23 protein-coding genes are annotated in these 23,182 nt (G+C 45.7%); 14 read left to right on the top strand and 9 right to left on the bottom strand.

What is annotated here, in order from left to right:
- Positions 1–121: 121 nt before the first annotated feature.
- The 5 genes from minC to dtd all read left to right on the top strand — a co-directional run bounded on the left by minC (position 122) and on the right by dtd (position 3,558).
- Complete coding sequence (minC, locus tag J3U75_RS10065; protein ID WP_267391986.1) at positions 122–862, top strand: septum site-determining protein MinC; 741 nt, start codon at positions 122–124, stop codon at positions 860–862.
- Between the two features lie 81 nt (positions 863–943).
- The gene (minD, locus tag J3U75_RS10060) at positions 944–1,759 is read left to right on the top strand and encodes a septum site-determining protein MinD (protein ID WP_100140915.1); all 816 of its coding nucleotides are present in this window, start codon (positions 944–946) and stop codon (positions 1,757–1,759) included.
- Positions 1,760–1,762: 3 nt separating this feature from the next.
- The gene (gene minE / locus J3U75_RS10055) at positions 1,763–2,032 is read left to right on the top strand and encodes a cell division topological specificity factor MinE (RefSeq protein WP_100140914.1); all 270 of its coding nucleotides are present in this window, start codon (positions 1,763–1,765) and stop codon (positions 2,030–2,032) included.
- Positions 2,029–2,955 (top strand): hydrogen peroxide-inducible genes activator, encoded by a 927-nt coding sequence (locus J3U75_RS10050; RefSeq protein ID WP_100140913.1) that lies wholly within the window; start codon positions 2,029–2,031, stop codon positions 2,953–2,955. Before minE ends, J3U75_RS10050 begins: the two co-directional genes overlap by 4 nt.
- A 168-nt stretch (positions 2,956–3,123) precedes the next feature.
- Positions 3,124–3,558 (top strand): D-aminoacyl-tRNA deacylase, encoded by a 435-nt coding sequence (gene dtd / locus J3U75_RS10045; protein WP_267391985.1) that lies wholly within the window; start codon positions 3,124–3,126, stop codon positions 3,556–3,558.
- 43 nt (positions 3,559–3,601) lie between these two features.
- Here dtd and J3U75_RS10040 read toward each other — a convergent pair whose 3' ends face one another.
- The 4 genes from J3U75_RS10040 to J3U75_RS10025 all read right to left on the bottom strand — a co-directional run bounded on the left by J3U75_RS10040 (position 3,602) and on the right by J3U75_RS10025 (position 7,443).
- On the bottom strand, positions 3,602–4,240 hold the full coding sequence (locus J3U75_RS10040) for a hypothetical protein (RefSeq protein WP_267391984.1): 639 nt from the start codon (positions 4,238–4,240) through the stop codon (positions 3,602–3,604).
- A gap of 245 nt (positions 4,241–4,485) precedes the next feature.
- A complete protein-coding gene (locus J3U75_RS10035; protein ID WP_100140910.1) occupies positions 4,486–5,046 on the bottom strand; it encodes a DNA-3-methyladenine glycosylase I in 561 nt (186 codons plus the stop codon).
- Positions 5,047–5,099: 53 nt separating this feature from the next.
- On the bottom strand, positions 5,100–5,666 hold the full coding sequence (locus J3U75_RS10030; RefSeq protein WP_267391990.1) for a TMEM165/GDT1 family protein: 567 nt from the start codon (positions 5,664–5,666) through the stop codon (positions 5,100–5,102).
- A gap of 319 nt (positions 5,667–5,985) precedes the next feature.
- Positions 5,986–7,443 carry a DASS family sodium-coupled anion symporter gene (locus tag J3U75_RS10025; protein WP_267391989.1) on the bottom strand — a complete coding sequence of 486 codons (1,458 nt, stop codon included), beginning with the start codon at positions 7,441–7,443 and terminating at the stop codon, positions 5,986–5,988.
- A gap of 395 nt (positions 7,444–7,838) precedes the next feature.
- On the opposite strand from J3U75_RS10025, the gene dnaK reads away from it, so the two are divergent.
- From dnaK to J3U75_RS10005, 4 genes are all read left to right on the top strand, one after another.
- Positions 7,839–9,773 (top strand): molecular chaperone DnaK, encoded by a 1,935-nt coding sequence (gene dnaK / locus J3U75_RS10020; RefSeq protein WP_267391983.1) that lies wholly within the window; start codon positions 7,839–7,841, stop codon positions 9,771–9,773.
- A gap of 304 nt (positions 9,774–10,077) precedes the next feature.
- Positions 10,078–10,251 (top strand): hypothetical protein, encoded by a 174-nt coding sequence (locus J3U75_RS10015; protein WP_180295819.1) that lies wholly within the window; start codon positions 10,078–10,080, stop codon positions 10,249–10,251.
- Positions 10,252–10,383: 132 nt separating this feature from the next.
- Positions 10,384–11,553 (top strand): alpha-hydroxy acid oxidase, encoded by a 1,170-nt coding sequence (locus tag J3U75_RS10010; protein ID WP_267391982.1) that lies wholly within the window; start codon positions 10,384–10,386, stop codon positions 11,551–11,553.
- Positions 11,554–11,728: 175 nt separating this feature from the next.
- Positions 11,729–14,008 carry a Tex family protein gene (locus J3U75_RS10005; protein ID WP_267391981.1) on the top strand — a complete coding sequence of 760 codons (2,280 nt, stop codon included), beginning with the start codon at positions 11,729–11,731 and terminating at the stop codon, positions 14,006–14,008.
- Positions 14,009–14,093: 85 nt separating this feature from the next.
- Here J3U75_RS10005 and J3U75_RS10000 read toward each other — a convergent pair whose 3' ends face one another.
- Entirely contained in the window at positions 14,094–14,528 is a 435-nt protein-coding gene (locus tag J3U75_RS10000) for a hypothetical protein (RefSeq protein WP_267391980.1), read from the bottom strand.
- 107 nt (positions 14,529–14,635) lie between these two features.
- Entirely contained in the window at positions 14,636–15,337 is a 702-nt protein-coding gene (budA, locus tag J3U75_RS09995) for an acetolactate decarboxylase (protein WP_267391979.1), read from the bottom strand.
- Between the two features lie 626 nt (positions 15,338–15,963).
- Between budA and J3U75_RS09990 the strand changes: the two genes are divergently transcribed.
- From J3U75_RS09990 to J3U75_RS09970, 5 genes are all read left to right on the top strand, one after another.
- Positions 15,964–16,287, top strand: a complete 324-nt coding sequence (locus tag J3U75_RS09990; protein ID WP_100140903.1) for a YnfA family protein — start codon at positions 15,964–15,966, stop codon at positions 16,285–16,287.
- Positions 16,288–16,406: 119 nt separating this feature from the next.
- Positions 16,407–17,567, top strand: coding sequence for an MFS transporter (locus tag J3U75_RS09985; RefSeq protein WP_267391978.1), 1,161 nt, complete (start codon positions 16,407–16,409; stop codon positions 17,565–17,567).
- Positions 17,568–17,584: 17 nt separating this feature from the next.
- Positions 17,585–17,791, top strand: coding sequence for a cyanate hydratase (locus J3U75_RS09980; protein WP_267391977.1), 207 nt, complete (start codon positions 17,585–17,587; stop codon positions 17,789–17,791).
- 26 nt (positions 17,792–17,817) lie between these two features.
- A complete protein-coding gene (locus tag J3U75_RS09975) occupies positions 17,818–18,411 on the top strand; it encodes a uracil-DNA glycosylase family protein (protein ID WP_267391976.1) in 594 nt (197 codons plus the stop codon).
- Positions 18,412–18,435: 24 nt separating this feature from the next.
- Positions 18,436–19,065 carry an NAD(P)-dependent oxidoreductase gene (locus tag J3U75_RS09970; RefSeq protein ID WP_267391975.1) on the top strand — a complete coding sequence of 210 codons (630 nt, stop codon included), beginning with the start codon at positions 18,436–18,438 and terminating at the stop codon, positions 19,063–19,065.
- Positions 19,066–19,146: 81 nt separating this feature from the next.
- On the opposite strand, the gene J3U75_RS09965 is transcribed toward J3U75_RS09970, so the two are convergent.
- The 3 genes from J3U75_RS09965 to J3U75_RS09955 form a co-directional block, all read right to left on the bottom strand.
- Positions 19,147–20,031 (bottom strand): lipid A biosynthesis lauroyl acyltransferase, encoded by an 885-nt coding sequence (locus tag J3U75_RS09965; protein ID WP_267391988.1) that lies wholly within the window; start codon positions 20,029–20,031, stop codon positions 19,147–19,149.
- A 197-nt stretch (positions 20,032–20,228) separates the two neighbouring features.
- Complete coding sequence (locus tag J3U75_RS09960) at positions 20,229–21,758, bottom strand: DHA2 family efflux MFS transporter permease subunit (RefSeq protein ID WP_267391974.1); 1,530 nt, start codon at positions 21,756–21,758, stop codon at positions 20,229–20,231.
- 205 nt (positions 21,759–21,963) lie between these two features.
- Positions 21,964–23,160 carry an efflux RND transporter periplasmic adaptor subunit gene (locus J3U75_RS09955; RefSeq protein WP_267391973.1) on the bottom strand — a complete coding sequence of 399 codons (1,197 nt, stop codon included), beginning with the start codon at positions 23,158–23,160 and terminating at the stop codon, positions 21,964–21,966.
- Between the last annotated feature and the right edge of the window lie 22 nt (positions 23,161–23,182).

Raw genomic sequence — 23,182 nt, 5'->3', positions numbered from 1 at the left:
GGGTTGATTAGGTAATTATTTTGCTGAAGGATATGAGTTGTAATTGAAGCCGCTTAACCAAAACGGTACACTTCGGTACTTACTCTTTATTCTAATCATAATTTTTTGGGCAAACACGTTAATGAAACCAGCTTTTAATGTGAAATCCGCGCGTCTAGATACTTTGTCGGTACAGTTGCTGACGGATGACCTGACTTTGATTAACCATGAATTAAAGCAACGTGCAGAGCGTTTTGGTAATTTGCGTAATATGCCTTTTACACTTGATCTGCACAATCTTGCCAATCCGGCAACATTGGACTTGGCTAAAATTGTGGCACTGTTTTCACGTTATCATTTGCGTATTATTGCTATCCGTCATTCTGATGCAGCCTGGGTCAGCTTAGCCAAACAACATAATATAGCTTTCAGTATTTTACCGGAAGAACAGGCTAACAGTAGGGTTAAAGCTGTGGCTGATGCGCTGGTTCAGCCTTCTGCCGATGTTAATGACAAAATAAATTCTTCAGTTGCTGCAAGTGCTCTGCCTACGTTGGTCATTGATCGCACCATAAGAACTGGTCAGCAAGTATATGCGGAAAAATCAGATTTGATTGTTCTGGGTTTGGTCAGTGAAGGGGCGGAAATCATTGCTGATGGCAATATTCATATTTATGGTCCTTTACGCGGACGAGCTCTGGCCGGTGCGGCAGGGAATAAGGAAACACGTATTTTTGCTCAGTCTATGCAAGCTGAGCTGGTATCTGTGGCCGGTATTTATCGTATTTTTGACCAGCAGTTGCCGGCGCATCTGGATCGCCATCCGGTACAGATTTTCCTGCAAAATGACCGGCTGGTACTCAGTGCGATTCAGGCGCATTAGTTAATTCAGGGACACGCATCGGTGTGTGGCTGATTTGTGAATGTTTTGTATATTCGTTTATATAACAAAAGGAATTTAATTGTGGCAAAGATTATTGTGGTGACGTCAGGTAAGGGCGGCGTGGGTAAAACCACGACCAGTGCCAGTATTGCAACTGGTCTGGCTTTAGCCGGCCATAAAACTGCGGTAATTGATTTTGATGTGGGTTTGCGTAATCTGGATTTGATTATGGGTTGTGAGCGCCGAGTGGTTTATGACCTGATTAATGTTATTCAGGATGAAGCTACGCTGAATCAGGCATTAATCAAGGATAAACACTGTGATAATCTTTATGTGTTACCTGCTTCGCAAACTCGTGATAAAGATGCACTGACCCGTGATGGGGTGGAAAAGGTGCTGAAGGATTTAACAACGAAGATGGGTTTCGAATATGTGGTTTGTGACTCACCGGCAGGCATTGAGCAGGGTGCGTTGATGGCCTTGTATTTTGCGGATGAGGCAATTGTTACCACTAACCCAGAAATTTCCAGTGTGCGTGATTCTGACCGTATTCTGGGTATTTTGTCGAGCAAATCCAGACGAGCTGAAACCAACAGTGAACCGGTAAAAGAACATTTGCTGATTACGCGCTATTCACCTGAACGTGTAGACAAAGGTGAGATGCTGTCTGTACAAGATATTCAAGATATTTTACGTATTCCGCTGATTGGTGTGATTCCAGAATCCCAGAACGTATTGCAGGCTTCTAATTCTGGCACGCCGGTAATTTTGCAGGAAAATTCGGTAGTGGCGGAAGCTTATAAAGATGTTGTTGCGCGCCTGCTGGGTGAAGACCGTCCAATCCGCTTTGTGGATGCTGAGAAAAAAGGCTTTCTCAAGCGTCTGTTCGGAGGTTAAGACATGTCTATAATGGATTTTCTTTTTGGCAAAAAGCAGCAATCCGCTCAGACAGCGCGTGACCGTTTGCAGATTATTATTGCGCAGGAACGCGCTACTCAGACTCCGGATTATTTGCCTACGCTGCAAAAGGAACTGTTGCAAGTACTTTCAAAGTATGTCCATGTTTCTTTAGACGATATTCATATTTCTCAAGAAAAGAAAGATGGTATGGATGTCTTGGCACTTAATATTACTTTACCGGAAACAGGAAAGAAAAAGGCCAGTGAATGACGCTGACTGAATTGCGCTATATTGTGGCTGTTGCTCAGGAAAAACATTTTGGGCGTGCTGCCCAGCGATGTTTTGTTAGCCAGCCTACTTTATCTATTGCAATTAAGAAGCTGGAAGAAGAGCTGGGGCTGACTTTATTTGACCGCAGCAGTAATGAGGTAATGACAACTGATGCTGGTCAGCGCATTGTGCTTCAGGCTCGCCGTGTGCTTGAGGAGGCTGACCGCATTAAGTTGATGGCCAATCAGGAGCAAAGTGAGCTTGAAGGAATTTTCAAACTAGGGCTGATATTCACTATTGCTCCCTATTTGCTTCCAAAGCTGATTTTATCTCTACGTCAGCTGGCGCCAGAAATGCCTTTACAGCTGGATGAAAATTATACGGATGTTTTAAAAGAATCGCTTAAGCGAGGCGATCTGGATGCGATTGTTGTTGCAGAACCGTTTCAGGAAAACGGTTTGCAAACGATACCGCTTTATGATGAACCTTTTTTTGTTATTGTGCCTAAGGGTCATGCATTTGAGCATTTAGACGAGGTAACGCCGAAACAGCTGGGTGAAGAACGGGTGTTGCTGCTGACTGAGGGTAACTGTATGCGTGATAATGTGCTGGATAGTTGTCAGGAACTGGCTTCGCGCCAGAAAATTCTGGGCCTATCGAACAGTATTCAGGGCAGCTCTATTAATACCATCCGGCATATGGTGGCCAGCGGTTTAGGTATCAGTGTGATGCCAGCGACTGCTTTAACGGATAATGATCATTTATTATTCAGCATTATTCCTTTTTCAAAACCGACACCTGAGCGAAGAGTGGTACTGGCTTCGCGTCGTAATTTTGTCCGGCCTAAGGCTTTACGTATTATCAAATCAGCTATCCTGTCTTCGCAGTTGACCGGCGTGAAGTTTATCCATGATGTGGATTAATATCTCGCTTTTCTGAAAAACGTCTGTGTCTAAGCAGGCGTTTTTTCATTAGTCAGTTTGATTATCAGTCTTTTTCAAAATGGATAATTTGGTCTATAGCTATGGTTTGTTTTAGCAGATAAACCTGAAGCGTTTGAATGAGACATTTAGATTTTAAAGGAATTTTGCATGATTGCTTTAATACAACGCGTTAAGCAAGCTAATGTGGAAGTAAATGGCGAAACAGTTGGTCAGATAAAACAGGGATTACTGATTTTATTAGGTGTTGAACAGGGAGACGATACACAAAAGGCTGAACGTCTTTGCGATAAGGTACTTGGTTACCGTGTTTTCAGTGATCAGGATAATAAAATGAATCTGAATGTTAGGCAGATAGGCGGGCAAGTATTGGTGGTATCACAATTTACACTGGCTGCAGACACTAAAAAAGGCACTAGACCTAGCTTTACTAGAGGTGCTGCGCCGGCTGCAGCGGAACGCTTGTATGATTATTTCGTTGAATTGTGTCAAAGGCAGATTTCCACTGAAACCGGTATTTTTGCAGCCAATATGCAGGTCTCTTTGGTAAATGATGGACCGGTAACTTTCTGGCTTCAGGTTTGATAATTTTCTACGATTGTTTTTGCTATTTTGTAATCAGTGATATTTAATACCGGTTTAATTCCTGCCTGAGTACGCGGATATTGGCCTGCCTATCATTAACATTCTGCTGCCAACGCTGAATCTGAACGGCGATACCTTGTTTTTGCGCTTGACGCAGTTGCTGTTGTGCAGCAGCCAGTGCCCGCTGTTCACTGACGATATCACGTTGTACAAGCTGTTTCGGTGTTGGCTTGGGTACGATGATTATTTTGGCTGGGACGGTAGGTTGTGTATTCTTGATTTTAGGTGATGCTTCTGACTTCGGCATTTGCTGACGCAGTAGAATGCCGATTTTAGGAGCTGGAGGGGTTTTCATTAGGTCGCCATCACGTCCGAATTCAGCGCTGTACCATAACCGCTGTAACTGTTCTAAACCAGGTGCATTCTGATTTTCTAATGAATATTTTTTTAAATTATCACCATCGGTAGGCGGATGTTTGGCTATCTGGCAGTGCACGTCTAAAGGTTTAGTTGTGTAACTGACATGGTTATTGGCCAATGGACATGCATACCATGTCACTTGTGTCGGTTCGCTAGCGGTAACATTGGCAGTTGAATTATCTTCAGCCCAAGCTAGATTTAAATATGTTGACAATAGTATGCCGATACTGAGATGGAGGCTGAGTTTGAACTTGTTTTGCATGGCTAAGGCTCATTGCGTCTAATCTGAATCAAACACCCTAAACAAGTTTGTATCACATTTATTCTGCTTTTGGTATTTAATTCCAAATTATACCTGTATGGTATCTGGATATAATTTTGTAACAAATTATTGATGTATCTTTGCTTCCTTTAATTTTATTATACCAAAAACATAATTATCATGTTTCTTGTTGCGGTGGAATCTGGTACTTTCTATTGTTTGATAATGTATTTGAGTAGCGGTTTTTAATGTTGGGCGCAAAAACAGCCTTGCAGATGATCATTAACTAGTCCCATTGATTGCATAAATGCATAACAAGTGGTGGGACCGACAAAACTAAAACCGCGTTTTTTCAGCGCTTTTGACATGGCCGTACTTATTTTTGTCTGAGTCGGCACTTCGGATAAATGCGAATAATGATTGATAATCGGCTGATGATTGACAAACGACCAGATAAAATTAGCAAAATCTTCTCCCTGTTCTTGCATGGAAAGATAGGCATGCGCATTATGGATAATTGCCTGTAATTTGCCCGGATGGCGTATCAGTCCCGGATTTCGGAGTAATGGCTCAATATCATTGATGGTTATAATTTTTTGCGGATTGAAATCATAAAAGCAACGCCGGTATTCAGCACGTTTTTTTAATACCGTTATCCATGATAGTCCGGCCTGCTGGCCTTCTAGACAGATTTTTTCAAACAATTTCTGGCCGTCTTTCTGCACATGCCCCCATTCATTATCATGGTACTGCTGATATAGTGGATCAGCGTTGACCCATTCACATCTTGTTATTTGTTTTTGCATTTTATGTTTGGCACTGGATTGAAGGAATTAATCTGTCTGAACATTTATGATATTTAGTTTAAGTATGTCTGAATGAGTGTCACGATGCCTAATAGACAGAACAAGACGCAGGCACCTATGCGGATGCGGTTTAAGGGCAATCGTTGCATGAGCCAATTACCAAAAAATATGACTGGAACATTTGCCAACAATAAGCCTGCTGTACTGCCCATAACTACAGAAAATAAATCCCGATACTGTGCTGCCAGCAATATGGTAGCAATTTGGGTTTTATCCCCTACTTCAGCCAGAAAAAACAAAACAGATGTAGCCACAAACGGCCCGTAGCGCATGAATCGGGTATCTACACCATCATCCTTATCTGGTTTTAATAGCCACAATCCCACGACTAAGAAACTGATACCAACTACCCAGCCCATTAACTGCGGGGTAAAAAATCGTGCGACTTCTACGCCAAACCATGCTGAAACAACGTGATTAAGTAATGTGGCACATAACATACCAGCAATAATGGCATATTTACGCGCAAAGCGGGTAGCCAAAAATAATGTCAGTAATTGAGTTTTATCGCCAATCTCAGCCAGTGCAACGGGAACAACGGAAGAAAGAAAAGCATGAATCATTATGAGATACCGTAGGCGGGCATAGACAAAAGACACGATAAAACGCCCGCCATTGCAGTTTTATCCTGTCTCAAGTCTCGTTAATCCACCATCTGGTTAGACGTTACGACCATACAGCAAATGCTGCAAATATGTTGATCGTAACCACAGGTATTGGAGATATTACCTGTGAAACTACTCCCTTAAGGCACTGCATCATAACCGAATCCGGACGATATTAACAAGCGAATTTCTGAATTGACGCATTAAATTTGATTTTAAACAATAAAACAGGCTGCCAAACCTTTTGGCAGCCTGCTGCTGTGAAGATAACAGATTAATAGTAACCCAAAACTTTCCACCAAACTCCGCCAATTACAACGAAGATAGCAAGTTCAATCACGCTCATGATGAAACCAATTTTCCACCATTCACCTAGGGTCACAAAGCCGGAACCGAACACTACAGGTGAGGTACCGGTGGCGTAATGAGTTAGGGTCATCATAATGCTGGAAGCAGCAGCCATCATCAGCGCAAACAGCATGGGCGGCGCACCCAATGCCAGACCGGCTGAGTAAAAGGCGGCAAACATAGCGGTAATATGGGCCGTGGTGCTGGCAAACATATAATGTGCATACATATACGCCAGTAATAATAGTGTACAGGCACCCATCCAGCCCATACCCAGACTACCAATACTGCTTTCCAGTACCCCGGAGAACCATGTAATCAGTCCCAGTTTATTCAGGAACGTTGCCATCATTACCAATGCAGCAAACCAAGTGATGGTATCCCACGCACTTTTTTCTTTCAGGATGTCATCCCAGCTCAATACGCCGGTTAAAAGAAGAAGCGACAAACCGATAAACGCGGTGGTGGTCGGATCTACTGCAAAGGATTTACCGAACAGCATGGCCGGAATACCTGCCCACAGAATCAGCAATACCGCAAAAATACCCAGCATGATTTTTTCATCACGTGTCATCGGGCCCTGTTCTTTCAAACGCTCTTTGGCAAAAGCCACTGCATTCGGAGTGTGCTTGATTTCAGGCGGATACAACCAGTAGATAATCAGCGGCATCAAGAACATCGCTACTAAACCAGGTACCAGCATGGCCAGCGCCCAAGTACCCCAAGAAAGATGAATATCGCTGTTGGTGGCTTTGGCTACCAGATCCACAATCAAAGGATTGGGTGCTGTAGCGGTAATAAACATAATTGAACTGATGGGATTAGCGTGGTAATTTACCAATGCCAGAAATTTACCCATGCGTTTTTCGGTGCCCTTTTCGGGGTCTGAATCATAGCTGGATGCTATAGATTTCATGATTGGGTGAATGATACCACCACCACGGGCTGTATTACTGGGGGTTACTGGAGCCAATAATAGTTCCACCACTGCCAGACTATAGGCCACACCTAGGGTACGTTTACCCCACAAGCCGATAAACAGGTAGCCGACACGAGCGCCCAAACCAGTTTTCAGCAAACCACGAGAAATCATGATTGCTACGCCAATCAGCCAGATAAGTGGATTACCAAAGCTGCTTAAAGCATCATTCATGGCTTTGCTGGGTGTGTCTGCAGTAACACCGGTTACGGCTACCAGCATAATAGCGATGATAGACAGCGCACCAATGGGCATAGCTTTGCCGATAATAGCTGCAATCACACCAACAAACATAGCCAGCAAATGCCAAGCTTGAGGAGAAACCCCTTCTGGTACCGGGATGGCAAACCAGACTATCAGGCCGATTAACAGCGCTACGGCAGCGGGAATGGGCTTGAACCCAATTTTGACAGGCATACAACTTACTCCTAATCATGAAGAAATAGATACAGCCAGACAGAAATCATTAATGTCTTGAGTGATTGTAAACTCATATTGAAAAACACCGTCTGACATAGCGCAAATTAGTATCAGACGGCATTGACAAAAGCAGGATGATTTTACTGTTTAAGCCTGAATGAATATAACATACAACCATGTAAGCAAACGCTATTGATATTAAAGCAGACATTAGGGGTGCAATAATTTGGATAAAATTTGCAAAACTATGCTTGAAATCGTATCAGGTATACCCATTTACGATTCATTAGCAATAGTATAACGGTGGTTTCATACTGCCTATTTGCAACTGTAAGATAATGCTGCAAATCACGAAATTAAATAATTAGGAGATTTTAAATATGGCAAAAGTAATCGGTATTGATTTGGGTACGACCAACTCATGTGTTGCCATTTCAGAAGGTGGCCAGACAAAAGTAATTGAAAATGCGGAAGGTGCACGTACCACACCTTCTGTTGTTGCTTATCTGGACGACAATGAAATTCTGGTTGGTGCACCGGCCAAACGTCAGGCAGTCACTAACCCTAAAAACACTATTTATGCAGTAAAACGTCTGATTGGACGTAAATTCGACGATGCTGAAGTACAGCGCGATATCAAATCCATGCCGTTCCAGATTGTTAAAGCCAATAACAACGATGCATGGGTGGAAGCACATGGTGAAAAACTGTCTCCTCCGCAGGTTTCTGCTGAAGTACTGCGTAAAATGAAAAAAGCCGCCGAAGATTATCTCGGTGAAAAGGTTACTGAAGCTGTCATCACTGTACCAGCCTATTTTAACGACAGTCAGCGTCAGGCTACCAAGGATGCCGGCCGTATTGCTGGTCTGGATGTAAAACGCATTATCAACGAACCTACAGCTGCTGCTCTGGCCTTTGGTATGGACAAAGGCGAAAAAGGCGATCGTAAAATTGCTGTTTACGACTTAGGTGGCGGTACTTTCGATATTTCTATTATTGAAATTGCCGAAATTGATGGCGACAAACAGTTTGAAGTATTGGCTACCAATGGCGATACCTTCCTCGGTGGTGAAGATTTCGATCAGCGTCTGATTAACTACATCATTGATGAATTCAAAAAGGATCAGGGTATCGACCTGAAAAATGACGTAATGGCATTGCAACGTCTGAAAGAAGCCGCTGAAAAAGCCAAAATCGAACTTTCGAGTGGACAACAAACTGAAATCAACCTGCCTTACATCACCATGGATGCGACTGGCCCGAAACATCTGGCCATGAAAATCACCCGTGCCAAATTTGAAAGTCTGGTTGAAGATCTGATTACCCGTTCTATCGAACCTTGCCGTACTGCCATCAAGGATGCTGGTTTAAGTGTGAACGACATTAACGATGTGATTTTGGTAGGTGGCCAGAGCCGCATGCCGAAAGTACAGGAAGCTGTAAAAGATTTCTTTGGTAAAGAACCACGTCGCGACGTTAACCCTGATGAAGCAGTGGCTGTTGGTGCAGCAATTCAAGGGGCAGTACTGGCCGGTGACCGTAGCGACGTATTGCTGCTGGACGTAACCCCGCTGTCTTTGGGTATCGAAACCATGGGTGGTGTGATGACCAAGCTCATCAACAAAAACACCACTATTCCGACCAAAGCAACTCAGACATTCTCTACTGCTGAAGACAATCAAAGTGCTGTAACCATTCATGTATTGCAGGGTGAACGTGAACGTGCTTCTGCTAATAAGAGTCTGGGACAGTTTAATCTGGGTGACATTCCGCCGGCTCCACGCGGTGTACCACAAGTAGAAGTAACTTTCGATATCGATGCTAACGGCATTTTGCATGTTTCTGCCAAAGATAAAGGTACAGGTAAAGAAGCTAACATTACTATTCAAGCTTCATCTGGATTGAGCGAAGAAGAAATCGAACGCATGGTAAAAGATGCAGAGGCCAATGCAGAAGAAGACCGCAAACTGGCTGAACTGGTAAGCAGTCGCAATCAGGCCGAAGCTCTGATTCACTCCGTGCAGAAATCTTTGAGCGAATACGGTGATAAACTTGATGCAGCTGAAAAAGAAAAAATCGAAGCAGCCATTAAGGAAGCTGAAGAAGCTGTTAAAGGTGAAGACAAAGCTGCAATTGATGCTAAATCAGAAGCACTGGGTGCAGCCAGCCAGAAGCTGGGCGAAATGATGTATGCTCAGGCTCAGGCAGAAAGTCAACAGGCTGGAGCACAAGCAGACCAGGCTCAAAGCAAAGGTAACGATGATGTTGTTGATGCTGAATTTGAAGAAGTAAAAGATAAAGAGAAAAAAGACTAAGTTTTTCCTTTAAAATAAAACCCCGCTAACAAGCGGGGTTTTATTTTAGGCGCGTCAAGGAAGAGAAAGTCTTTTTACTGAGAATAATATTGCTCACAAGCTGAATTTGGATATTAAGAGGAGTATAAATAAGTATGCAGGCATACGTTCTGGCTACTAACAAAATGTTGCTTTACTCTTCAGATTTTGGTTAACCTAGCAAATACCCTGCGTGATTGTAAAAAAAACAGACATGTCTGTGAAACGGCCGTTACAATAAGTACATTAATTATTGACTATAAATATATTTCTACCGGAGTAAAAGATGAACTTTTATATTTTGCTTATCCTGCTGGGCGTTTGCTGTGCCATTTTAACAGCCGGATTTTGCGGACGTTCTCAGCGCTGGGGCCCGTGGACTATGCTGGCAGGCATTAGCTGTCTGCTGATTCTGATTATGTTTATGATTTATAAGCTGTCCCGTGTTGTCGGTTTGTAAATTACTGGTGTTCAGTCTGTAAGATTCAGGCGAAAATTCAGGACAATAATTACATTACGTTAGAACTGATGTATAAGTTTATATTGTCCAGTTAAAATTACATTTACCAAAAATTGAAAATTAGGTATCTACATGCAAAATAAATTAAGCAAAATAACCTGTATCGAAGATTTGCGCATAGTGGCCAAGCGCAAAGTACCAAAAATGTTTTACGACTACGCCGATACTGGTTCATGGACAGAAACTACCTATCATGCCAATACCACCGATTTTCAGCCGATTAAGCTGCGTCAGCGTGTACTAACTGATATGACCGGCCGTACACTGGAAACTACCATGGTAGGGCAAAAGGTAAAAATGCCGGTTGCAATCGCTCCTACTGGCCTGACTGGTATGCAGCATGCCGACGGAGAAATTCTGGCGGCGCGTGCTGCTGAAAAATTCGGAGTTCCTTTCACTTTATCTACTATGTCCGTCTGCTCCATTGAAGATGTAGCAGAAAACACCAGCACTCCTTTCTGGTTTCAATTGTATGTAATGCGCGACCGCGAATTTATGCGCGACCTTATTCGCCGTGCTCAGGCTGCCAATTGCTCTGCTCTGGTTGTTACTGCTGATTTACAGGTAATGGGGCAGCGCCATAAAGACATTAAAAATGGCCTATCTACCCCCCCCAAACCCACCTTGCGCAACTGGATTAATCTGGCCACCAAACCGGAATGGTGTCTGGCTATGCTTAATACCCAACGCCGCACTTTCCGCAATATTGTTGGTCACTGCAAAGGCGTAGCTGACATGTCTTCACTGGCTTCATGGACAAGCGAACAATTCGATCCGCGTCTAAGCTGGAAAGACATTGAAGAAATCAAGAATTTATGGGGCGGTAAATTGATTATCAAAGGGATACTGGATGCTGAAGATGCTGAAATGGCGGTCAAATCCGGTGCTGATGCAATCGTGGTATCTAATCATGGCGGTCGCCAGCTAGATGGCGCTCCCTCTACCATTCACGCTTTACCCAATATCATCTCTGCCGTGGGCAACGATATTGAAGTATGGCTAGACAGTGGTATCCGTACAGGTCAGGATGTATTAAAGGCCATGGCCATGGGTGCCAAAGGTACACTGATCGGCCGTGCCTTTCTGTATGGCCTGGGTGCATATGGTGAGGACGGCGTAAGACGCGCTCTCGAAATCATCTACAACGAATTAGATACTACCATGGCTTTTACCGGCCACACCGATATCAAAAAAGTTAATACCGATATCCTGATACCCGGCACTTATCCTGTTGCCAGTTAATTCTGCATAACGAGCAAGTTTAAGGCTATTTGTCTATGACAAATAGCCTTTTCTGCTGTTACAGATAAATCAATCTACGTTTATCACCATTCTGCTGCCATACAAACAAGCTGCAACAGGTGACAAAGCCACAACAGGCGGCTATGCTTGCATTTTTATTGCTCTATAGGTTGTTATGAACATCACTGAGAAAATTGCTGACGAACTGAATGTAGCTACGGCACGAATTCAGGCTGCGATTGACCTACTGGATGATGGTGCCACTGTACCGTTTGTAGCCCGCTACCGCAAAGAGGCCACTGGAGGACTAGATGATACGCAATTGCGCACCCTTGCCGAACGCCTTCAGTACCTGCGCGAATTGCAGGAACGTAAGCAGACTGTCCTGTCCAGTATCGAAGAACAAGGCAAACTCACTGATGAGCTGCGGCAAAGTATTGCTGCAGTAGATAACAAAACCGCGCTGGAAGATATTTATCTGCCCTACAAACCCAAACGCCGTACCAAAGCACAAATTGCGCGAGAACACGGACTGGCACCACTGGCCGAAGCTCTGCTCAATCAGCCGCAGCTGAATCCAGAAGCAGAGGCGCAAAACTATCTGAATGAAAATGTACCCGATAGCAAAGCTGCGCTAGACGGTGCGCGGGCCATACTGATGGAGCAGTTTGCCGAAGATGCTACGCTAATTGGCCATCTGCGCGATAAACTGTGGCGAGAAGGTGAAATCCTCGCCACCGTACTCGAAGGACAGGAAAGCGCTGGCGAAAAATTCAAAGATTATTTTAATCACCGCGAACCGATACACAGTATGCCCAGCCACCGCGCATTAGCTGTTTTACGCGGACGCAATGAAGGCATACTGGCACTAAACCTAAAATATCAACCGGACGATAAACCAGTCGGCGAACAAAGTTTTTACGAACAGTTGATTGCCGAGCAATTTGGTATCGCTGACAATGGACGCCCTGCCGACCGTTGGCTGCGCGACACCGTACGCCTGAGCTGGCGCGCCAAAATCTTCCTATCGCTGGAATTGGACGCCCTCAACCGGCTGAAAGAAAATGCTGACCAGGCTGCAATCAGCGTATTTGCGCAAAACCTCAAGGATTTACTGCTGGCAGCTCCGGCAGGTCGTCTCACCACCATTGGCCTCGATCCCGGTATCCGTACTGGCGTTAAAGTCGCGGTAGTAGATGATACCGGCAAACTACTGGAAACCGCCACCACCTATCCCCATCAGCCCCGTAACGACTGGCAGGGTGCCCTCAACACCTTGATGCATCTGGTTAAGCAGCATAATGTACAACTGATTGCTATTGGGAATGGCACTGCCAGCCGCGAAACCGACAAATTAGCAGGCGAACTGATACGCGCCTTGTCCGACCGCAAACTACAAAAAATTGTTGTCTCCGAAGCCGGCGCTTCTGTCTATTCCGCTTCCGCACTGGCTGCCAAAGAGTTTCCTGAGCTGGATGTTAGTCTGCGCGGTGCCGTATCCATTGCCCGTCGCCTGCAAGACCCGTTGGCCGAATTGGTAAAAATCGATCCCAAATCCATCGGTGTGGGACAGTATCAGCATGATGTGAACCAGACCCAGCTAGCCAGAAGTCTGGATGCCGTAGTTGAAGACTGTGTGAATGCCGTTGGCGTAGATGTTAACACCGCTTCCGTAGCATTGCTGGCACACATTTCTGGCCTTAACAGCACGCTGGCGCAGAATATTGTCACCTATCGCGACCAGAATGGCGCCTTTGCAAATCGTCGCGCTCTGATGAACGTACCGCGGCTGGGCAGCAAAACTTTTGAACAGGCAGCCGGCTTTCTGAGAATCCAGGGTGGTGATGAACCTCTTGACGCCAGCGCCGTGCATCCAGAAAGCTACCCTATCGTCGCCAAAATGCTCCAAACCACGCACCTGCGTGCCGAAGAACTCATTGGCAACCGCAGCGCCCTCAAAACCTTGAAACCGAGCGATTATATCGACAGCCACGTTGGTCTGCCGACCATCAACGATATTCTAGCTGAGCTAGAAAAACCTGGCCGCGACCCTCGCGGCGAATTTCAGACTGCCACCTTTGCCGACGGTATTGAAGACATAACCGACCTTAAAAGCGGCATGATACTTGAAGGTGTAGTTAGCAACGTAGCTGCATTCGGTGCATTTGTTGATATCGGCGTACATCAGGACGGCCTCGTCCATGTTTCAGCACTGGCCAACCGCTATGTTGCTGACCCGCGTGACGTTGTGAAAGCCGGCGATGTGGTAAAAGTAAAAGTTGTCGAAGTCGATGTCGCACGTAAACGCATTGCTTTATCCATGCGCCTAAACGACGAAACCAAACCAGCAGCATCCAGAAGTGACCGCCCACGCAGACAACAAGACAAAACCGGGCATAACAGCGGCATCACAGATAATGCCATGGCCGCAGCATTTGCCCGCCTGAAACAATAGCTGGCGCACCCATATAACAACAGGGGGTATAACAACAGGGGGGTTGATAACCCCCCTGTTTTGTAGCCTAGCCAGCAATGTAGAACTAGCGACAATCTTTACCAGACAAAGTGATGCTCTGCTGTGAATGATCCTGAAACGTATACACATAAACAAAATCAAATCCACCCAACAGCATTCGACGTGTCAGAGGCTGACGACAGCTGCGCATGAGCTCTTTTTTCACAGAATCTACATTAAAATTATCTCGCTTACGCTTTTCGTCCAGCATTGTATATGAATAATAAATCGTGTAATTATGGCGTACAGCTGCATTAAACCTTATCTGCTTATGCTGCTGTGGCAATTTTTTTTGCAACGCCATCAGCTGCTGATCAACAGAAGTGGTTAACGCTGGGTCGATTACCAGCGGCATATGCCGCGGCTGGCTGGCGGCAGAAGCTTCCACAGCATCCACAGCTTGCTGATGGCAACCTCCCAGCAGACACATATAAAACAGCCCGCAAATTATTTTTTTCATAGTACGCTTTCCGTAGTGGCAAATTCGTTATCCGGCTGTACGAACACTAGCACCGCCTCTCCCCTATAATTGATTAGATAACGAAAAAACAGTGTAGCACGTCCGCGCTAATTTTCTACTTGTTTAATCACCTGATTCAAATCGTCCATATTTAGGTTTTTACGCAGATACTCCTCGCTCTGGGGCAATGCAATTTCTATTGACTGCTTACGTTCAAACGCCAGCTCCGCTTTGGCAGCACGAAAATCAATCACATGTCCACCTAGTTTGCGTGTGGTATCAATAAAATGCAGATGGAAGCCGGCTACCGACAGCTCCTTGAAAAACTCCGGCGTCCAGAACCCAATCAGCGAACCGCTGACAGCCTCCACTGTATCCACCACCTGTTGCTTAAACACCTCAACCACAGACGGATAGGGTTTCTGCTGCGCATGCGGGCGGCGGATTTTCAGTTCATCAAAACGGGCATTGATTCTCACCGCAACAAACACATTATCCATAGGCAAGTAGTTGGACAGATGGGTATACAGATTGTCTTTACAGATATCCACCACATCTACCACCTTGTCTGGTTGAAACGTGGTGACCTGCACAAATGGCAACAGCTCTTCATCGCCCATTACCTTTACCGCTTTATCGCCATCAGCCTCCAGAAAATCCTGATCAATAATTACCTCACCTGCTAACGCGTGCGAGCAACCCAGACCAAAATTGCCATATTTTTTTACCTCCCCAACCGCAAATACCCCATCGAACAAGCCTGCCATCAAAGCATTAATCGTAGAAAACTGCCGGATTTCTTTTTGCATGTATATTCTCCTGCATAATTTATTTACATATTAATTAATTGTATTCCATTTAGCAGTTTATAGCTAATATCAGCCATCAAGCATTTGTCGAAAAAATGAATTATCAATAAATCAATCTACATAGATTTTTTCCTTAAATACGCTCTTCAATATTTTTCGGCAGATTAGTTTGCTTTATGAAGGGAACAGCTATTAACAATGCTATCAAATATCAGACTAACAGCATCTCAATAACAACATCACCTGCATGATTACATAACGCCTCTGTCCGAGCTGTTTCATCGAACCAGCGGATAGAAAGTACAAATATTCAGTATTTATGAACTAGCCTCCATCAACTATTATTGCTAGTCCACACCCACTAATTTCGATACAAAAATCAAAATCATCTGCAAACTACTCCTTGATCATTAGCGATTTTCCCAACACGAGCACTAGTTACCACACTCACCGGCAACCTAAACGGAAGCATTAACTGTATTTAGCCTAAACGCGCCCACACAGCATAAACATATTGTCATAATATTTTTGTCGATAATGAAAAATATTGGCGGTTTTATTTTCATAGATTGTTCTTAACGAATATTGATAGTATCTGGAACAATTAATTTAATTTTGGTGTAGCAATGAAAACCTTTATTTATTTTTTTCTCGCCGCTATTGCTGAAATCAGTGGCTGTTTTTCTTTCTGGGCATGGCAACGTATGGGTAAGTCTGCATGGTGGACATTACCGGGCACATTATCGCTGCTGCTATTTGCATGGCTGCTCACTTTGGTAGAAAGCAATATTGCCGGCCGTGCCTATGCAGTATATGGTGGTATCTACATCTGCTCATCACTGCTGTGGTCATGGATAGTAGAAAAATCCATGCCAGATAAATGGGACATCAGCGGCGCACTGGTATGCCTCCTCGGCGCTGCCATGATATTGATGGCACCACGCAGCTAAGATTGTAATTCATAATTTATTCAGACAGATTATCCCGTAATAAAGCATGGAAAGTGACAAGTAGGCAGGCTACGTCTAAACTTGTACTTTAGCTGAACAGACAATGGCTGTAGATAATTATGCTACTAAAAAGTTTACTTTCGCTGTCATTAGGTACCTTTGCACTGGGCATGGCAGAATTCAGTATGATGGGTATTTTGCCGGATGTAGCTGCTACTCTGCATATCAGCATTGCACAGGGCGGGCATTTTATTGCCGCTTATGCTATCGGCGTATGCTGCGGTGCCTGGCTGCTGGTATTAAGTTACCGCCTACCGCCGAAAACCATTTTGCTGTCACTGTCGGTACTGATTGCCATCGGCAATCTGCTGGCATCCATTGCACCCGGCTATAACACGCTGCTCGTAGCGCGTTTTATTTCCGGCCTCCCGCATGGAGCGTATTTTGGTATCGGCTCGATTGTTGCCACTAAACTGGCGCCACCTGGCCGTTCCGCACAGGCTGTAGCGATGATGATTGCGGGTATGACGGTTGCCAATCTACTTGGCGTACCCGTAGGCACATGGCTAAGTCTGCATTTAAGCTGGCGGCTGGTATTTGCTTTGGTAGCCGTGGTGGCAATTGTGCTAATTTTTACCTTACAGCGTTTTATTCCGCAGATGGAACGGCTACCTGATACCGGCATTCTGGGGCAATTCCGTTTCCTGAAATCAGCCGCACCATGGTTGATCTTAGCGGCTACCACCTTTGGTAATGGCGGCATTTTTTGCTGGTTCAGCTATATCCGTCCCTTATTAACACAGGTATCCGGTTTCAATGGCAATCAGGTCAGTCTACTAATGGTACTGGCTGGTGCCGGTATGGTAGCAGGAAACTGGTGTGGCGGCCGTCTGGCGGATCGCTATACCCCCGGCCAGGTAGCTGCCGGTTTGCAAGGGCTGGCCGCAGTGTCATTGTTACTGATTTTTGTGTGTTCATCTGTCGGCTGGCTGTCGGCCACGCTGATGTGTGTATGCACATTCTGTCTGTTTGCAGTATCAGCACCACAACAGCTCCTATTGCTGCGCTTTTCGCCCGGTGGTGCGCTACTGGGTGCAGCCAGCGTACAGATGGCGTTTAATCTAGGCAATGCCATTGGTTCATACAGTGGCGGCGTGGCCATCAGCCACCAATGGGGTTATCAGTATCCGGCACTGCTCGGGGTACCGTTAACTTTAATCGGCTGTGCCTGCCTACTGTGGTTTCACCGTCGCTACGAAAGTCAAGGACGAGCAATCTGAAGCATACGGAGGTAATGATGAGCGATACAATACCGGAAAATATCCAGCAACGCCTGCATCTGGCAATTAAACATGGTAATCAGGCCGAGCAGCAGCGTCTGTGGCATGAGTACAGTAGTCTACAGGGCTTTAGCAACGAGTGGGTAATGTCAGCACGACTGGGTCAGGACGGCTATACGGAGGAACAGGCACATATGGTAGCCTGTCTATTTGGCCGTTGTTAGCATGCACAATGACACAACAGGAATATATGACTGAAATTATTATTGAAACCCATCCACTAGCACCGTTTCTGCCAGCCAATGCAAAGCTTCTAATGTTGGGGTCCTTTCCACCACCGGCCACACGTTGGAAAATGGATTTTTACTATCCGAATCTGCAAAATGATATGTGGCGCATATTCGGACTGGTGTTTTTTCAGAATAAAAATTATTTTCTTAGTAATGATCAAAAAGGCTTCAATGAGCCTTTAATTCGCGCTTTTCTTAACCAACGTGGCATTGCCATCAACGATACAGCCTATCAAATCAAGCGCCTGCAAAACAATGCGGCGGATAAATTTCTCGAAGTGGTAACACCAGTGGATTTAGCGGCATTACTGGTACAGATTCCAGACTGTCGGCACATAATGACCACAGGCGACAAAGCCACCACCACTTTATTGCAACTGCTCCCGGCAGAAACTCCGGTACCAACTATCGGCCATCCCAGTGAAACCATACTAAACGGACGGCAGCTGACCCTTTCCAGACTGCCTTCTTCTTCGCGAGCTTATCCACTCTCACTTGAGCGCAAAGCACAGGTTTATCAAGATTATTTTTCTAACATCGGTTTATTAAACTGATTTTTAATTTTCGGGAAAACATTAATGCATATTCTTATTTTCGGTGCCAGCGGCGGCGTGGGCAAAGCTTTGGTCGAACAGGCACTGGCAAACGGTGATGAAGTGACAGCAGCAGTACGTTCGCAGAAAAAACTTAATATCCAACCCCCTAAATTACATATTCGTCTTTGTGACGTGTTTGAGAAAGCCGATGTAGCAGCATTGTTTACAAACAACAGCCATTACGACGCAGTGGCCTCGGCTCTTAACACCAACCAAGGCATAAAGCCAGGCAATGATTTGGAACGTATGCTGAGCAATATCACCCCACAAATGCAACAGCATGGCATTAAACGCATCGTTTATTGTGCCTCCGCCGGCGTAGACAATGAGCTGGAAGGTGAACGTGGACAGGCCGCAATGGAGTTTTTACGCCATCCGCTGGCTGACCATCGTGCCGCCATAGCGCAAATTCAGGCAGCCGGTTTAGACGCAACCATCGTACGCCCACTTGGCCTAACCCACGATACCCTAACCGGAAAATATACTGAGGCAGCACGGGGCATACCAGCAGGCAGTGGCCGCATAGCACGTGCCGATGTAGCGCACTTCATGCTAAAAGCGTTACATGATGATGCCTATATCGGCCAGTCTGTCGCTTTGTCTGGCGTATGAATACAAAAACTGCTGCCAGAGCCAAGCTCTGGCAGCAGTTTTATTTTAATCAATTGTCTGCCACAACAGATAATCGGATTTTTATTTGTGAATTTTTTGGTAAAACGACGCTTCACCCTCGGGGCGGGTTTTAAACCGTTTATGCAGCCAGTAATACTGTGACGGCTGCTCTCGTACTCGTGCTTCGATAAAATCATTCATTCGTTGCGTATCGGCCACTATATCTTTACTGGGAAAATTATCCCATTGCGGATAAAACCGCAAGGTAACCTTGCCATCTGATTCCCGTGTCGGAATTGCTGGAACCACTTTAGCATTGGTTAAAGCAGCGATACGGCTCAGCCCAGCAATCGTCGCTGTGGGAATGCCGAAAAAGTTTACAAAAATCGATTCTCTTCGTCCGAAATCCTGATCGGGCAAATATAAAAACGGCGCACTGCTGCTTTTGATTTTTTTAATAATCGCACGCAGCCCTTCAGTGCGCCCTATCAGAAACACATTATTATAGCGATGGCGTCCCTTGAGAATCTGCTCATCCATCTGTTTATTTTTCTGATGTGAATACACACTGATTAAGGGTACATCTTGGTTGAGCGCATACACCGCCGCTTCAAACGCAGTAAAGTGCGGATAAAGTAAAATTACTTTTTCACCGGCGGCCAGCGCTTCATCAAGATAATGTTTGTCTTGATAGCGCACCAATTTTTTTAAACGCGCGGCATCACCATACCAGTACAGCCCATATTCCAGCAGCAGCATAGACATATGATAAAAATGTTCGCGCAATACTTTACGTCGCTGCTGCTCCGTCCATTCGGGAAAACAGTGGCGCAGATTAATCAAACCAATTCGCCGCCGTGGAGCAACTGCATAATAACTCAGCCAGCCCACACAGCGTGCCAGCGCATGAATCGCCCCTAAAGGTAGCAACTGCAGCATATATAAAAAAGCAAAAGCCAGTTTCATCATCATTACAATATTACCTACTGGTTTTTCAACCAGCCCAGCATTAAACGCCGTCTATTGTACACAAGCTGCCGTCAATTTACATTCACAGTTGTATCTAAGCCCTTTTCTTATCACTTACAGCCAAACAAAACCAGTTCATAAAAACACGGCCTGTATCGCAAATACACAGGCCGTATCAGATAAACCAAACTAGCTTAATGAGCTCCGCCACCTCCGCCACTGCCAAATGGCGGTTTAGCAAACCACACCAGCACAATCAGAACTAAAAATGTCATGCCATACAGCCAAAATAAATCATTGGCACCCATAATATGCGACTGCTGACCGATGGTCTGCTCGATTGAGCCTAATGGCTGTATTCCACTCATACCCAGCTGATTCATCCCCTGAATCGACTCATTCATAGTACTGTTATAAGGATGAATGTTCTCCACCAATTGTGTATGGTGTAATGCTTCGCGTTTATCCCACAATACATTAACCATCGACGTACCAATACCGCCGGCTAAAATTCGCACAAAATTAGAAATACTGGAAGCACTGGCAATCTGCGAACCAGACATATTCGACAAAGTGATTTGGGTTAACGGCATAAAGAACATCGCCATTCCAATACCCTGCACAAACTGCGGCCAGAATACATCCATAAAACTCATACCGGCATTAAAATTAGTCCGCCAGAAGAAACAGATGGCGTAAACGGTGAAACTGATAGTCACCAATACCCGCATATCCAGCCGGTTGCCAAACTTACCAATTAGCGGCGACAGCAATACTGGGAAGATACCAATCGGTGCCGTTGCCAGCCCTGCCCATGTTGCGGTATATCCTAGCTGCATCTGCAACAGCATCGGCAATAGCACAATGGCCCCCATATACGTCATATAGGCAGTACTGAGCGTAATCACCCCTACAGTAAAATTACGGTCCTTAAACAAGCGCAAGTCCACAATCGGATACTTTGCATACCATTCCCAGATAATAAAGTAGCTCAGGCACACTACCGCGATTACCGCTAGCGTAATGATTTCATTGGATGAAAACCAGTCTAGCTCATGACCACGGTCAAGCATCATCTGCAATGCACCCACACCGACTACCATTAGCGACAGACCCATACGGTCAATAGGCTGGTGCTCAGTTTCGGTTTCACGTTTTTTAAGCATCTGCCAAGAAATACCGGCAGCCACCAAACCAATTGGTACATTAATAAAGAAAATCCAGCCCCAATGCCAGTTGTCACTGATGATACCGCCTAGAATCGGCCCAAAAATCGGTGCCACAATAATCACCATCGACCACATCGCCAACGCCATTGGGCGTTTTTCCGGCGGATAGGCAGCCATCAGCAGACTTTGTGACAACGGAATCATCGGCCCAGCCACAGCACCCTGCACCACGCGGAAAAACACCAGCAAGGCCAGACTAGGCGCAATACCACATAAAAAAGAAGCAAGCACAAACGACAGTGTCGCCACCACAAATACTTTTACTTCGCCAAAGCGTCGCGCCAGCCAGCCTGTGAGTGGTACCGAAATAGCATTGGCCACGGCAAACGCCGTAATTACCCACGTACCCTGACTATTGGCTGCACCCAAATTACCAGTAATGGTGGGCAAAGCCACATTGGCGATAGTGGAATCCAGTACCTGCATAAATACGGCTAGTGACAGCGCCACCGTAACCAGAGCAAGAGCCGGACCTTTCAAGGGAGAATGCGTCATTCAAGCAAAGCCTTAATACAAAAACCTTCTCGGTGTAGCGTCAGCTCATTTCATGCCTCATGAGCACGAATATTCCTACTCACCAGAGAAAGCTTCTGAAATTAAAATAAAAATCAAGCCAGATCAACATCGCAGTAACCGCCACTGGCACGAGAACAATCACCCTGCGCCAGCAGCAATCGAATCATAATTAGGCAGAACAGAATTAGGGCGCGTACTGGGCAAAAATTTGCTCAATCATATTATTGATTGGCGTCCAATCAATCGCAGCCATATTGCCATTAGTAGGAATCGCCGTAGCAGCAGTTAAATCCTGACCATCCTGATTACGCGTATTCACTTCTACATCCATAGACAGACCTACCCGCAGCGGATGCGCAGCCAGCTCTTTAGGATCCAGTGCAATCCGCACCGGCACACGTTGTACAACTTTAATCCAGTTACCAGTCGCATTCTGTGCCGGCAACAGTGAAAACGCAGCACCAGTACCGGCAGACAGTCCGGCCACCTTACCGTGATAAGTCACTTTACTGCCATACACATCCGCTTTAATTTCCACCGGCTGACCAATACGTATCTTCGCCAGCTGGCTTTCCTTAAAGTTCGCATCTACCCAGACATTATTCAGTGGCACCACCGCCATCAGCGCCGCACCAGTTGCCACTTTCTGGCCTACCTGCACATTGCGTTTCGCTACCTGTCCATCCACCGGAGCCTTGATTTGAGTACGCTGTAAATCCAGCCATGCACTTTTCAGATGGCTAACCGCGGTCATCACAGCTGGCTGCTGACGCAGCGGCACATTATGGCCAAGCACAGCTTTAGCTGCATTTTCCTGCCCCTGCATGGCCTTCAGGTTTGCCTGCGCTTCCACTACCGCATCACGGGCATGGCTTAATTCTTCCGCAGAAATTGCATCGGTACCAGCCAGACTCTGGCGCCGCTGTAAATCAGCTTGCAAACGTTTTAACTGGGCCTGTTGTGCCGCCACCTGTGCACTGGCCTGATGCGACTGAGCCGTCTGCTGCTTATTCTGACGAATCGCATTAATCAGCTCATCATGCGCCCGCTCAAACGCCAGCTGCATATCACTGTTATCCAACTCTACCAACACCTGACCTGCCTTAACAGTCTGTGTATCATCCACGTTTACTTTTTGCACCGTACCGGTAATTTGCGGCGTAATCTGCACCAGATGGCCATTCACATATGCATCATCAGTGGATTCCTCATGCTGCCATACCAGCAGATACATCAGCAGAAAGCCCAGCGCAATCAGCACAAATACCACCGTCAGCAATACCAGCTTACGCTTGCGGCCGGCGGGCACACGTTCTGACTGCGGTTGTACCGCCGGTTGAGAGGTAGTCACTGCCTCATTGGTTTGCTTTTGTTCACTCATACGTCAATAGCTCAAGAAAATA

It is taken from the genome of Snodgrassella sp. B3088, assembly GCF_026535815.1.
GTDB classification, from domain to species: Bacteria; Pseudomonadota; Gammaproteobacteria; order Burkholderiales; family Neisseriaceae; genus Snodgrassella; species Snodgrassella alvi_E.
The sequence above is the reverse complement of the archived record's forward strand: the minus strand, read 5'-3'. Positions and strand labels throughout refer to the sequence as shown.